At 67.5% G+C, this 13048-nt stretch carries 12 protein-coding genes and 1 pseudogene; 10 read left to right on the top strand and 3 right to left on the bottom strand.

What is annotated here, in order from left to right; all coding sequences use genetic code 11:
* Positions 1-49 precede the first annotated feature (49 nt).
* Together ACWBNA_RS36835 and ACWBNA_RS36840 are read left to right on the top strand one after the other, a co-directional pair.
* Positions 50-1540, top strand: a complete 1491-nt coding sequence (locus tag ACWBNA_RS36835; RefSeq protein WP_482708886.1) for a hypothetical protein — start codon at positions 50-52, stop codon at positions 1538-1540.
* Positions 1537-1983: a hypothetical protein gene (locus tag ACWBNA_RS36840; protein WP_482708887.1), complete on the top strand. Its 447-nt coding sequence runs from the start codon at positions 1537-1539 to the stop codon at positions 1981-1983. The genes ACWBNA_RS36835 and ACWBNA_RS36840 overlap by 4 nt, the downstream gene beginning before the upstream one ends.
* Positions 1984-2007: 24 nt before the next feature.
* Here ACWBNA_RS36840 and ACWBNA_RS36845 read toward each other — a convergent pair whose 3' ends face one another.
* The gene (locus ACWBNA_RS36845) at positions 2008-2772 is read right to left on the bottom strand and encodes a phosphotransferase family protein (RefSeq protein ID WP_482708888.1); all 765 of its coding nucleotides are present in this window, start codon (positions 2770-2772) and stop codon (positions 2008-2010) included.
* Between the two features lie 141 nt (positions 2773-2913).
* Between ACWBNA_RS36845 and ACWBNA_RS36850 the strand changes: the two are divergent.
* The 6 genes and pseudogenes from ACWBNA_RS36850 to ACWBNA_RS36875 form a co-directional block, all read left to right on the top strand.
* Positions 2914-3516: pseudogene (locus tag ACWBNA_RS36850) on the top strand (ComEC/Rec2 family competence protein); the annotation flags it as partial.
* A gap of 4 nt (positions 3517-3520) precedes the next feature.
* The gene (locus ACWBNA_RS36855; protein WP_482708889.1) at positions 3521-4366 is read left to right on the top strand and encodes an arylamine N-acetyltransferase family protein; all 846 of its coding nucleotides are present in this window, start codon (positions 3521-3523) and stop codon (positions 4364-4366) included.
* A gap of 152 nt (positions 4367-4518) precedes the next feature.
* A complete protein-coding gene (locus ACWBNA_RS36860) occupies positions 4519-5400 on the top strand; it encodes a YceI family protein (RefSeq protein WP_482708890.1) in 882 nt (293 codons plus the stop codon).
* Between the two features lie 36 nt (positions 5401-5436).
* Positions 5437-5682: a hypothetical protein gene (locus ACWBNA_RS36865; RefSeq protein ID WP_482708891.1), complete on the top strand. Its 246-nt coding sequence runs from the start codon at positions 5437-5439 to the stop codon at positions 5680-5682.
* 76 nt (positions 5683-5758) lie between these two features.
* Positions 5759-6748 (top strand): DNA polymerase III subunit delta, encoded by a 990-nt coding sequence (gene holA, locus ACWBNA_RS36870; RefSeq protein ID WP_482708892.1) that lies wholly within the window; start codon positions 5759-5761, stop codon positions 6746-6748.
* Between the two features lie 573 nt (positions 6749-7321).
* Positions 7322-7720, top strand: coding sequence for a nuclear transport factor 2 family protein (locus ACWBNA_RS36875; RefSeq protein WP_482708893.1), 399 nt, complete (start codon positions 7322-7324; stop codon positions 7718-7720).
* 212 nt (positions 7721-7932) lie between these two features.
* Here ACWBNA_RS36875 and rpsT read toward each other — a convergent pair whose 3' ends face one another.
* The gene (gene rpsT, locus ACWBNA_RS36880; protein WP_482708895.1) at positions 7933-8199 is read right to left on the bottom strand and encodes a 30S ribosomal protein S20; all 267 of its coding nucleotides are present in this window, start codon (positions 8197-8199) and stop codon (positions 7933-7935) included.
* 231 nt (positions 8200-8430) lie between these two features.
* Between rpsT and lepA the strand changes: the two genes are divergently transcribed.
* Together lepA and ACWBNA_RS36890 are read left to right on the top strand one after the other, a co-directional pair.
* Entirely contained in the window at positions 8431-10299 is a 1869-nt protein-coding gene (gene lepA / locus ACWBNA_RS36885) for a translation elongation factor 4 (protein WP_482708896.1), read from the top strand.
* Positions 10300-10511: 212 nt separating this feature from the next.
* Positions 10512-12386 (top strand): AMP-dependent synthetase/ligase, encoded by a 1875-nt coding sequence (locus tag ACWBNA_RS36890; RefSeq protein ID WP_482708897.1) that lies wholly within the window; start codon positions 10512-10514, stop codon positions 12384-12386.
* Between the two features lie 84 nt (positions 12387-12470).
* On the opposite strand, the gene ACWBNA_RS36895 is transcribed toward ACWBNA_RS36890, so the two are convergent.
* Positions 12471-13040: a response regulator gene (locus ACWBNA_RS36895; RefSeq protein ID WP_482708898.1), complete on the bottom strand. Its 570-nt coding sequence runs from the start codon at positions 13038-13040 to the stop codon at positions 12471-12473.
* Between the last annotated feature and the right edge of the window lie 8 nt (positions 13041-13048).

Consider the following 13048-nt stretch of genomic DNA (forward strand, 5'->3'; position numbering starts at 1 on the left):
GCGGGAGACCGACGTGGCCTAACGAGTGGTGCACATAACTTCGTACTCGGTGGTGCACTCACACGAGTACCTGGACACCTGGTTCCCCCTGATCCGCGCAGCCTGGGCCTATATCCACGACTTCGCCCCTGACATCATGCGCACAGCCCGTCGTTACGACGAACTCCTCGCCACTGCGAACCCGTCGGCACTCGACATCGACGAACAGCTCGAGGAGTGGCTCGCCGACCCCCAGAATAAGATCCCCCTCCACACCGCGCCCTCGAAAGACCAGGCGCCGTATGTGAACTGGAGCCTGCTGACACTTCTCCTGGGCTATCAGAGGGACAGCCATGGCGTCTTCTCCGCTTCGCGCTGCCAGGCGCAAAGACAACGACGTGCACTGGTCCTGGAGGAAGTGGCCAAGGGGCGGACCACCACTCAGGCGCTGTCCGGAGAACTCGTAGAGACGACGCGGCCGGACGGCAGCACCGGACCCTGGCACCCAGGCATCGGCCCGAGACCGCTGAACGACCTGAAAACCGCCCTGCGCAATGCGGCATTCACACTGGTCGTGGGCCTCTCCATGATGCGCGACTCAGAAATCCACGAGATCTTGAAGGCATCCGTTGTGGAGCACTACAGCACCCCCGCCGTGTCCTCAACGAAGATCAAGGGAACCGCCAACCGCCCCGGCAAACACTGGTGGATCGCCGAACCACTCGTCGAAGCCCTTACGGTCGCGGAAGCTGTCTCCCTCCACCCCGACCGCGTGTTCTCCCCGGTCGGCGCCGACAATCAGGATGGCACCATCGTCGGAGCCAGGATGCTGGCTTCGTTTGTGAAGTTCGTGAACATGAACCGGACCTGGACCGGCCTGGACGAGATCCCGACGACCTACATCCGCCCGCACATGTTCCGCAAGACAATGGCGATGCTCACCGATCAGTTCCCCAACTCCGAGATCGCCACCGGCATCCAGCTCAAGCACCTCGCCAAGCGGGCCCTGGCCAACGCCACCACCCGCAGCTATGCCGCTTCCGACAGCGACTGGGTGAAATACCTCGAAGACGCACTCGACAACGTCAAATTCCGCAAGATCAAAGACCTCTACGAGCGCCACAACGCAGGCGAGGAGATCGGATTCGGGCCCGGTGCCGAACGCGTCAAAGATGCCTTCGACCAGATCAACGCCACCGTCAAGGCCCGCACCGGTGACGCCCGCACTGCGGACACCCTGTTGCGCACCACGCGGATCCACATTCGCTTCGGCATGCTCAACAACTGCACCGCCGACCACACCAACCCAGTCGGCGCCGTCTGCCTTGAGAACGCGATCGTTCCCGAGGGACACATCGGCCCCCTGGATGAACGCTGTCGGCCCGACCGATGCGCCAACAGCATGATCGGCCCCGAGCACCTACCGATCTACGACTCCCATCAGCGCAAACAGCTCCAAATCATCAACAACCCCGCTATCCCGGCCTGCCGCCGAGACCTCGCCGAACGCGAACTCGATATCACCCGCAACGTGCTCAAGATGGCAGGACAGACCCAGTGACCGACTCCGCCGGCACCCCCGAAGACCAGGTCAGCTCCAAGACCGCCGCCGCACTATGGGCAGCTATGACACGCCTCTTCGAAGGTCGCCCACAGCGGACCGACGGCCGCCTCACGAAAGAGAACCTCTACAGAGAAGCCCAGGTCAGCCGCGCGACGATGAACCGCGCGCACGCGATCCTGGCCGAGTGGGACGCGCACCTCGCCGCCCACGGCAAGGCCACCCCCGGCGAGGCCAAACGCGACGCGGCCATCGCCGACCTCAAGAGGCGCCTGACCAAGAAGACCCAGGAGTACACGCTCCTGGAGAACAAACTCAAAGCCGCCCACACCGCGATCGCCGCCCTCTTCCACGACAACGAAGCCCTCCGGCAGCAGCTCAACAAGGACACCGCAACCTCGGTCACACCCATGCGCCCCCGCGGTCCGCGGCAACGCCAGTGATCGTCTATCGCCTCAGCAGGCCCATCACTGATCTCTCCGTGGTTCGTCACTGAGAGCGTCTTCGAACACTTTGCGGTTCTCGGCAGTGTGCTCGTGCTCGCGGCGAGACCACGCGATGCGATCCGAGATTTGCTGGTCAGTGGCTTCGACGGTCCTGAAACCGGCCTGCACCTCTGCCCAGAAACGGGCATTGCGGGCCTGTCGTTCCAGCATCGCGTCGACCAGCACAGCACGCTCAGGACCAGCCAGGCCATAAGCGTCGGCCAGCACACGCACCTGTGTGGCCTGAACAACCACGGGAGGAGCCCCCGCTTTCGAGGACACACACCACAGCCAGGACATATACCCGACATCTTCCAGCGGACTGCCCGGCGCGGCCATGTCGAAATCGATGAAGGCGACTGGCACGTCGTCCTGGAAGACGGCGTTGTTCGGTCCTAGATCGTGGTGGCACACGACCTGATGCTGACCAGCAAGATCACTGTCCCGGGTGGCGTCGTGCATGGTGCGGGCCAGGGCGCCGGCCGCAGCGACCTGCGCGTCGGTCCATGGCCGGAACTTGGGCGGGACCCAGCCCGGCACGAAGCTGAAGGTGTCCCGGCCGGCCTGATCCTGACCGAGATATCGCGGGGCCCCCGTGAATCCTCCGCTCTCCAACAGATCAAGCAAGGAGGCGACGAACGGCGAGGCGGCCGAGGTCGGCCTCCGGACCGTGTCACCGATGCGGACGACGCCTTCGGTGATGCGGCCGCCTCGCAGAGGGATCACTTCGTCAACAATTTCGGACATGCCACTGGTTCCCTTCTGCTGTCTCAGGCGGCTGCTGACGCGTGACGTTCCCTGAGGCCTCGCGAGCTCCCCTGCTTCCCAGGCCCAGCGCTTGACCCGTGATCGACAGCATGTCTCATGAGACACGCTGAGCGCGAAGAACACTTCCACGCCGACCATGTGGCGGGGCTGCCCGGAGTGCTGCGCGGACGGTCCGTCGGGGCGATCGAGACGACCGGTTACGAAGAGCCCGTGGACCAGGCCGGGTTCGTACGGAGTCAGGCGGCGGCGCGGCGCATTCCCGTGACGCGCGGCGTGGCCGGGGAGCAGCGGCGGACCGGGGCGCTGTCCTGGGAGGTGCTCTGGCCGCCCCCGAGCCCGGTGCCGGAGCCGGAGGGGCCGAATGACGCGAGTGTGGCCTTGCTCGTCAGGTCGGCCGGACTGCGGTTCCTGCTCCTCGGGGACCTCGAACCTCCGGCCCAGCAGGCCCTGTTGAGGTCCCCCGCGGGTGCGCGGCTGGGCGGGATGGACGTGCTCAAGGTCGCCCACCATGGCTCCGCGTACCAGGACCCGGAGCTGATACGCCGAGTGGCCCCGCGGCTGGCGCTCATCTCCTGTGGTGCCGACAACCCGTACGGACATCCGGCTCCCAGTACGGTCGCGGCGCTGCGGGCGCAGGGTGCGGTGGTGCTGCGGACCGATCGGGACGGGGCTGTCGCGGTTGCCGGTAGGGGCCCCGGGGAGCTGCGGGTGGCGCGAGACTGAGGCCATGAACTCCGCACAGGTTGATGCCTACCTTCGCCGTCTGGGAATCGAGAGGTCGGCGTGGCCCGCCGACGCCGGCGGCGCCCCGAGCGCCACCGTCGGCGTGCTGCGCGATCTCCATCTGCGCCATCTGCGGACCGTGCCCTTCGAGAACCTCTCGGTCCACCTCGGGGAGGAGATCGTGCTGGAGGAGAGGCGGCTGTTGGACAAGGTGGTGGGCGCGCGCAGGGGAGGACTCTGTTACGAACTCAACGGTGCGTTCGGGCTGTTGCTCACCGCGGTCGGGTTCGACGTCACGCTGCTCGCGGCGCGGGTGTACGGGGAGGAGGGGCGGCTCGGGATTCCGTACGACCACGTCGCGCTGCGGGTCCGGACGGTGGACGGGGGTGAGTGGCTGGCCGACGTGGGGTTCGGGGCGCACAGTCACTATCCGCTGGCGTTCGGGGCGCGGGAGGAGCAGGAGGATCCCGGTGGCACGTTCCGGATCGTCGAGGCGGGGCCGGACGTGGCCGGCGTGGGGGTGGCGGACCTGGACGTCCTCGTGAATGACAGACCCCAGTACCGCCTGGAGCAGCGGCCTCGGGTGCTCGCTGACTTCGCGGCCGGGGCCTGGTGGCACCGCACCTCGCCGGTCTCGCACTTCACGCAGTCGCTGGTCTGCTCGCGGGTAACGGAGGACGGAGGGAGGATCACGCTCAGTGGCCACACCTTCAAGACGACGGCTGCCGACGGGACGCGGGAGGAACGCGAGCTTGTCTCGGCAGAGGAGGTACTGGCGGCGTACCGGGAGCGGTTCGGAATCGAGCTCGACAGCGTGCCGACTGTGCGACATCCCGACTCGCATGGCTGATTCGGGCCACGCGGGGCCACGCGGGACCACTCATCCTTAGATCCGGCACATGCGCTGGTTTCCCATCATGTGGCCTTGTGTTGCCTCGAAAGCCTCACTGATGGTCGAATGCGTTTTCGGCCACAGTGATGTCGAGTCGTGCAGGGGTGAAGATGATCGGTCGCTGGCTGGGAAGCCGAACGAACCGGACGCAGCGGACGAGTCCCCTGGCGGCGGTACGGACCCCACCGAGCGCCGGGGCGCTCAGTTGCCGAGTGCTCGACCCGGTCAATGAGCCGGTGACCCACGCCGAGTTCGCGGTCACGGACGCTGCGGGCCGCAAGGTGGTCGGCGGAGGTATGGATCCTTTCGGGTCGTTCGTGACGACGGTGCCGGCGGGGGAGTACCGGCTCGCTGTCTCGGCCGAGGGATACACGTCGTACCGGGCGACCGCCGTGGTCGGGGAGAACGCGCTCGCCTCGCTCGGCGATGTGACCCTCCAGGTGGCCCGGCCGCCCGAGCTGCCGTCGCCCGGGGACTGGGAGATCGAGCCGACGCACTCCTCGATCGCCTTCACCGCACGGCACATCGGGCTGGCCCGAGTTCACGGGCGGTTCAACTCCTTCGCCGGGGTGATACGGATCGCCGACCAGGTGGATCATTCGGCGATGCACGTCCTGATCGACGCGGCGTCGATCGACACGAACGTCAGGATGCGCGACGACCATCTGCGGTCGGAGGACTTCCTCGACGTGCATCGTTATCCGACGCTGGAGTTCTACAGCGAGCGGTTCGTGCACAAGGGCGGCAACCGGTGGGCGATCACGGGCGCGCTGACGCTGCATGGGGTGACTCGTACGGTCACCCTCGACACGGAGTACCTCGGGCTCGGCAACGGCATGGAGGGCGAGGTGCGGGCGGCCTGCCGGGCCACGACCGAGTTGCGCCGGGACGACTTCACAGTGAGCTGGCAGACGATGCTGGCGCGGGGGATCGCGGTGGTCGGGCCCAGCATCCGGATCGACCTCGACGTACAGGTCGTGCGCAAGGAGTGAGTCGGTCGCCGGGGCGGGGTACCGGACAATGGCTTCGTGAGCGATGTGAGACACGTGCTGGTGCTGCCCGACCGTGATGCAGCGGAAGAGGTGGCGCAGGCGCTCGGGGACCGGTTCGGGGTCGCCGAGGAGCCGCAGCTGGTAAGGGACGCGCTGGCCGGTGAGGACGATGCCGAGGACGCGCAGTGGCTCGTCGTGCTGCGGGACGAGGCGGAGCGGCTGGACCCCCGGGAGCTGGACGAGTTCGCCGGAGAGTGGGAAGGGTGGCGGGAGGAGCCGTAGCTCCGCCGCCGCTGGTGATGCCGTCCGAGCGCAGCACCGGCCTCCGTTGTCAGTGGCGCGTGCCATGCTTGGCGCAATGTCCAGGAAGACTGCGAATGACGATCCTCTCGCCCCGGTGACTCTTGCCGTGGGCCAGGAGGACCTCCTGCTCGACCGTGCTGTGCGGGAGGTGGTGGTTGCCGCGAGGGCCGCCGACGCCGACACGGACGTACGCGACCTGACCCCCGACCAGTTGCAGCCGGGGACGCTCGCGGAGTTGACCAGCCCATCGCTCTTCGCGGAGCGGAAGGTCGTCGTCGTACGCAATGCGCAGGATCTGTCGGCCGACACGATCAAGGACGTGAAGGCGTATCTCGGGGCGCCCGCCGAGGAGATCACGCTCGTGCTGCTGCACGCGGGCGGGGCCAAGGGCAAGGGGCTGCTGGATGCCGCGCGCAAGGTGGGGGCGCGGGAGGTGGCGTGCCCGAAGATGACGAAGCCGGCGGACCGGCTGGCGTTCGTGCGGGGTGAGTTCCGGACGATCGGGCGGTCGGCGACGCCCGAGGCCTGTCAGGCGCTCGTGGACTCGATCGGGAGCGACCTGCGGGAGCTGGCATCCGCCGTGTCCCAGCTCGCCGCCGACGTCGAGGGGACCATCGACGAGGCCGTTGTCGGCCGGTACTACACGGGGCGGGCCGAGGCATCGAGCTTCACCGTCGCGGACCGGGCGGTGGAGGGGCGGGTCGCCGAGGCGCTGGAGGCGCTCAGGTGGTCGCTGGCGACGGGGGTCGCGCCGGTGTTGATCACCAGTGCGTTGGCGCAGGGCGTGCGGGCCATCGGCAAGCTGTCCTCCGCACGGGGAGGCCGCCCCGCCGATCTCGCGCGGGAACTCGGGATGCCGCCGTGGAAGATCGACCGGGTGCGGCAGCAGATGCGTGGGTGGACGCCGGACGGGGTGGCCTTCGCGCTGCGGGCCGTGGCCGAGGCCGACGCCGGCGTGAAGGGCGGCGGGGACGACCCCGAGTACGCCCTGGAGAAGGCGGTCGTAGCGATCGCGCGGGCGGCGCGCTCCAGAGGGCGGGCGTGATCCCAGAGCCCGGACACGGTCCAAAGCCCGGCCACGGTCCAAAGCCCGGCCACGGTCCAAAGCCCGGCCACGGTCCAGAGCCCGGCCACGGTCCAAGGCACGAGCGCGGTCCAAGGCACGGACACGGTCCAGAGCCCGGCCACGGTCCAAGGCACGAGCGCGGTCCAAGGCACGGAGACGGTCCAGAGCCCGGCCACGGTCCAAAGCCCGGCCACGGCCCAAGGCACGGACACGGAGATGGCCCAAGGCACGGACACGGTCCAAAGCACGAGCACCGTCCAGAGCGTCCATAGGACGAGTCACGACCCCAGTGCCCAAACCTCGCCTCACAGGACAGAGCGCAGCGCAGAGGCCCGGCGTGATCCAGTAGTCCTTCTCGAGCGCGATCCAGCAGTCCGTCTCGAGCGCGATCCAGTAGTCCGTCCCGAGCCTGGCCCGGTAGCCCTTCCCTCTCGGATCGTGGTCCGGTGGCCCTTCCCTCTCGGAGCGTGATCCAGTGGCTCTTCCCTCCTGGAGGAGGAGAATCGGGCGTATCAGCCGTCCATCGCCGGATCAGGAAAGGTGGCGATCACCGTGGCTGAACACCCGCACGCGATGCTCGTCCGCAAGGGCTACGAGGCCTTCCAGCGTGGGGACATGGACACCCTGCGCTCCATGATGACCGGGGACTGCACCCACCATGTACCCGGCTCCCACCCGCTCTCGGGGGACTACAAGGGCGTCGACTCGATCTTCGACGGGTACTACGGCCGGCTCTCCTCTGAGACGGACGGGTCGTTCCGTGTCGAGTTGCTCAACGTGTTCGTCGACGGCCGTGGGCACGCCGTCTCCGTGCACCGCTTCACCGCCGACCGGGGCGGCAAGCACATCGACGAACGCGGGGGCATCGTCTTCCGGATCGTCGGGGACAAGATGACCGACCTCGACGAGTGCGTCGAGGACATGGAGAAGGGCGACGAGTTCTGGTCGTGACGGCCCGCGGGCCGCTGCGGGCATGCCGAAGGCCCCGTCGCCGGCCCTGGGGAAGGGCGGCGGCGGGGCCTTCGGTGCAATGGCATTCAAAGAAGGGTGAGTCCGTACCCGCGTGGCGAACGCAGGCCGCGTACAGACTCGGGGTGCCGGACGGGAGCGGATGAGAGAGGGCCCGCTCTGGGTCCTTCCGGCGGTCAGATCAAGGAAGCAGTTCAGGCCTTGAGGGACGCGACCTTCGACGCCAGCGCCGACTTCTTGTTGGCGGCCTGGTTCTTGTGGATGACGCCCTTGGAGACGGCCTTGTCGAGCTGACGCGCAGCCGCGCGCTGGTACTCGGTGGCCTTCTCGACGTCACCCGCGGCAGCGGCCTCGCGGGCCTTGCGGATCGCGGTCTTCAGGGAGGACTTGACGGCCTTGTTGCGCAGCCGGGCCTTCTCGTTGGTCTTGATCCGCTTGATCTGGGACTTGATGTTCGCCACGAATGAGCCTCTACAGGTTCAGGCACGGAGCCGCACGGGTCCCGCACCGATGATTTTCCAGAAGTCGTGTCTCGTGCTGAGAGGGCAGGAGACACAGCCACCCAGAGTACCAGCGGGCGTCCGAGTGGCCCAAACCGGTCGCCGGTCCCCGCCCGTGGGACCATGGAGGCTACGTATCGATCCGACCCGAGACCGCAGACACTGCGGACGCCTCAAGAATCAGGACCCTGCGTGCCCGCGATCCCCAGCCATGTGCCCGAGCCGAGCCGTACCGACCCGTCACTGCTCCGCAACTTTTGCATCATCGCGCACATCGACCACGGCAAGTCCACGCTCGCCGACCGGATGCTCCAGCTGACCGGTGTGGTCGAGCAACGGCAGATGCGTGCTCAGTACCTCGACCGCATGGACATCGAGCGTGAGCGCGGAATCACGATCAAGTCACAGGCCGTGCGTCTGCCGTGGGCCCCCACCCATGACAAGAAGAACACGCACATCCTCAACATGATCGACACTCCGGGGCACGTCGACTTCACCTACGAGGTCTCGCGGTCGCTCGCGGCCTGCGAGGGCACCGTGCTCCTCGTCGACGCCGCCCAGGGCATCGAGGCCCAGACCCTCGCCAACCTCTACCTGGCGATGGAGAACGACCTCAAGATCATCCCCGTTCTGAACAAGATCGACCTGCCGGCCGCCCAGCCGGAGAAGTTCTCCGAGGAGCTCGCCAACCTCATCGGCTGCGACCCCGACGACGTGCTGAAGGTCTCGGCGAAGACGGGCATCGGCGTGGACGCGCTTCTGGACCGGGTGGTCCGCGACGTCCCGGCCCCGGTCGGCGTCAAGGACGCCCCCGCCCGCGCGATGATCTTCGACTCGGTCTACGACTCGTACCGGGGCGTGGTCACCTACGTCCGTGTCATCGACGGCCAGCTCAACAAGCGCGAGCGCATCAAGATGATGTCGACCGGCGCCACCCACGAGCTCCTCGAGATCGGCGTCTCGTCGCCCGAGATGACGCCGGCCGACGGCATCGGTGTCGGCGAGGTGGGCTACATCATCACCGGCGTGAAGGACGTCCGTCAGTCCAAGGTCGGTGACACGATCACCAGCAAGGACAAGGGCGCCACCGAGGCCCTCGGCGGATACAAGGACCCCAAGCCGATGGTCTTCTCCGGCCTCTATCCGCTGGACGGCTCGGACTACCCCGACCTCCGCGAGGCGCTGGACAAGCTCCAGCTCAACGACGCCGCCCTGGTCTACGAGCCGGAGACCTCCGCCGCCCTCGGCTTCGGCTTCCGCGTCGGCTTCCTCGGCCTGCTGCACCTCGACGTCATCCGTGAGCGCCTGGAGCGCGAGTTCAACCTCGAACTCATCGCCACCGCGCCGAACGTGGTCTACCGCGTGATCATGGAGGACGGGAAGGAGCACACGGTCACCAACCCGAGCGAGTTCCCCGAGGGCAAGATCGACAAGGTCTTCGAGCCGGTCGTGAGGGCCACGATCCTCGCTCCGAGCGAGTTCATCGGCTCAATCATGGAGCTCTGCCAGACCCGCCGCGGCACCCTGCTCGGCATGGACTACCTCTCCGAGGACCGCGTCGAGATCCGCTACACGCTGCCCCTCGCCGAGATCGTCTTCGACTTCTTCGACCAGCTGAAGTCCAAGACCCGCGGGTACGCCTCCCTGGACTACGAGCCCACCGGCGAGCAGGACGCCCAGCTGGTGAAGGTCGACATCCTGCTCCACGGCGACCGGGTCGACGCCTTCTCCGCCGTCACCCACAAGGACGCCGCGTACGCGTATGGCGTAAGGCTCGTCGCCAAGCTGCGCGAGCTGATCCCGCGGCAGGCCTTCGAGATCCCCATCCAGGCCGCGATCGGCTCCCGGGTGATCGCCCGCGAGACCATCCGCGCCATCCGCAAGGACGTCCTCGCCAAGTGCTACGGCGGTGACATCTCCCGTAAGCGGAAGCTGCTGGAGAAGCAGAAGGAAGGCAAGAAGCGGATGAAGATGGTGGGTTCCGTGGAGGTTCCGCAGGAGGCGTTCATCGCCGTCCTGTCCAGCGACGAGAACGCGGGTTCCGGCAAGGGCAAGAAGTAGCCGTCCTTTACCGCGAAACTAGGGGCCTGCCGGATGTTCACGGGGCAGGCCCCTACGCGTGCGTAGTGTCGCTCTCTGTAGGAAGTGACAGGCCGCCGCCCCTTACGCACCGGCCGGTCGCGCTTTACTCTGATCCCTGCTCGGTAGTTACTCGTGAGTTAAACAACAGCCGCAATGAGCCAGCCGCACAGCCGCGGGCCCCGGAGGATGTCGTGAGCGACACACAGACACTGATCGAGAACCGTCCGCCGAGTGTGGCGGCCGTCTTCCTGGACCGAGTGGCGGCCACGCCGGACGCCGAGGCGTACCGCTATCCCGTGCCTCCGGCCTCCGGTGAGGGGCCGGACGAGTGGAAGTCGCTGAGCTGGGGGCAGACCGCCGAGCGGGTCTACGCCATCGCGGCCGGCCTGATCGAGCTCGGTGTGCAGCCGGAGCAGCGGGTCGCCCTTTCCTCCTCGACGCGGGTCGAGTGGATCCTCGCCGACCTGGGCATCCTGTGCGCCGGCGCCGCCACGACCACGATCTATCCGCAGACCAACGCCGACGAGTCCGCCTTCATCCTGTCGGACTCCGGCAGCAAGGTCCTGTTCGCGGAGAACGCCGAGCAGCTGGCCAAGGCGCGGGAGAAGCGGGCCGAGCTGCCTGACCTCACCCACGTCGTGGTCATCGACCCGGCAGGCGCCGAGACCGGCGACTGGGTGCTCACGCTCACCGAGCTGGAGCAGCGCGGTGCCGCGTACCTGGAGAAGAACCCCGACCTGATCAAGGAGAAGGTCGCCGCGATCACCAGGGACCAGCTCGCCACCCTGATCTACACCTCGGGCACCACCGGCCGCCCCAAGGGTGTCCGCCTGCCGCACGGCAACTGGTCGTACATGGCGAAGGCGACCGCCGCGACCGGGCTGATCAGCAGCGAGGACGTGCAGTACCTGTGGCTGCCGCTCGCCCACGTCTTCGGCAAGGTGCTCACCTCCGGCCAGATCGAGGTCGGGCACGTCACCGCCGTGGACGGCCGCGTCGACAAGATCATCGAGAACCTGCCGGTCGTGCAGCCGACGTACATGGCGGCCGTCCCGCGCATCTTCGAGAAGGTCTACAACGGGGTCGCGGCGAAGGCCCGTGCGGGCGGCGGTGCCAAGTACAAGATCTTCCAGTGGGCCGCCGAGGTCGCCCGCGAGTACGCCAAGGTCGCCCAGGACAACTTCCGTCGCACCGGCACGGCGTCCGTCCCCTTCGGGCTCGGAGCCAAGCACAAGGTCGCGGACGCGCTCGTCTTCGCCAAGATCCGCGAGGCGTTCGGCGGCAACCTGCGCGCCTGCGTCTCCGGCTCGGCCGCGCTCTCGCCCGAGATCGGCTACTTCTTCTCCGGCGCCGGCATCCACATCCTCGAGGGCTACGGCCTCACGGAGTCCTCGGCCGCGTCCTTCGTGAACCCCGGTGAGGCCTACCGCACCGGCACGGTCGGCAAGCCGCTGCCCGGCACCGAGGTGCGCATCGCGGACGACGGCGAGATCCTGCTGCGCGGCCCCGGCATCATGGAGGGCTACCACGGGCTGCCCGAGAAGACCGCCGAGGTCCTGGAGTCCGACGGCTGGTTCCACACCGGTGACATCGGTGAGCTGTCGCCCGACGGGTACCTGCGGATCACCGACCGCAAGAAGGACCTCATCAAGACGTCCGGCGGCAAGTACATCGCGCCCGCCGAGGTCGAGGGACAGTTCAAGGCGGTGTGCCCCTATGTCTCCAACATCCTGGTCCACGGGGCCGACCGGAACTTCTGCACCGCGCTGATCGCCCTGGACGAGGTCGCGATCCTCGACTGGGCGAAGGAGAACGGGCTGGAGGGGAAGTCGTACGCGGAGATCGTTGCCGCGCCGGCGACGGTCTCGATGGTCGAGGGATACGTCAAGGAGCTCAACGAGGGGCTTCAGCGGTGGCAGACGATCAAGAAGTTCCGGTTGCTGCCGAGGGATCTTGACATCGAGCACGGTGAGATCACGCCGAGCCTGAAGCTGAAGCGGCCGGTTGTCGAGCGGGAGTACAAGCACCTGATCGACGAGATGTACGCGGGGTCGCGGGAGGCGTAGCGCGGAAGCGGAAGGGTGGCGGGGGACCGCCGACGGCTGCCGGTCCGTTGTGGCTTGTCGCGCAGTTCCCCGCGTCCCTGGAGGTCAGGACACGCGTCCCCTGTTCACCAGATGCCGTAGCTCCCTGACCTGTTTGCGCAGGGTGGACATGTCCGGAGAGTCGGTCAGCTGCTCCTCCAGGGCCGCCAGTCGGCTGTTCAACTCCCGGTCGTCGGCCTGCTCCTGCGTCAGCAGCCGCTCCAACTGCTGGTTCTTGCGGTGCAGGTCCAGGAAGACGGTGACCTTGGCGCGCAGCACCCACGGGTCGAAGGGCTTGGCCAGGTAGTCGGCCGCTCCCGTCGCGTAACCGCGGAACGCGTAACCGGAGTCGTCCTCCGCGCCGGTCAGGAAGATGATCGGGACGTCCTTGGTCTGGTCGAGCCGCTTGATGTTCGCGGCGGTCTCGAAACCGTCCATGCCCGGCATGCGGACGTCGAGCAGGACGAGGGCGAACTGCCTCCGGAGCAGTGCCTTCATCGCCTCCTCGCCCGAACGCGCGCGGACGAGCGGTTCGTTGAGGGATCCCAGGACGGCCTCCAGCGCGATCAGGTTGTCCTCCATGTCGTCGACCAGGAGGATGCTGGCGCTCTCGTCGGTCGTTGCCTCAGCGCTCATGTGACTGG

Source organism: Streptomyces sp. Q2 (genome assembly GCF_056820935.1).

Coding starts and splice junctions, on each gene's coding strand:
- ACWBNA_RS36845 (WP_482708888.1), bottom strand. CDS start 2,772: ATGTCCGAAATTGTTGACGAAGTGATCCCTCTGCGAGGCGGCCGCATC.
- ACWBNA_RS36855 (WP_482708889.1), top strand. CDS start 3,521: ATGAACTCCGCACAGGTTGATGCCTACCTTCGCCGTCTGGGAATCGAG.
- ACWBNA_RS36860 (WP_482708890.1), top strand. CDS start 4,519: ATGATCGGTCGCTGGCTGGGAAGCCGAACGAACCGGACGCAGCGGACG.
- holA (WP_482708892.1), top strand. CDS start 5,759: ATGTCCAGGAAGACTGCGAATGACGATCCTCTCGCCCCGGTGACTCTT.
- ACWBNA_RS36895 (WP_482708898.1), bottom strand. CDS start 13,040: ATGAGCGCTGAGGCAACGACCGACGAGAGCGCCAGCATCCTCCTGGTC.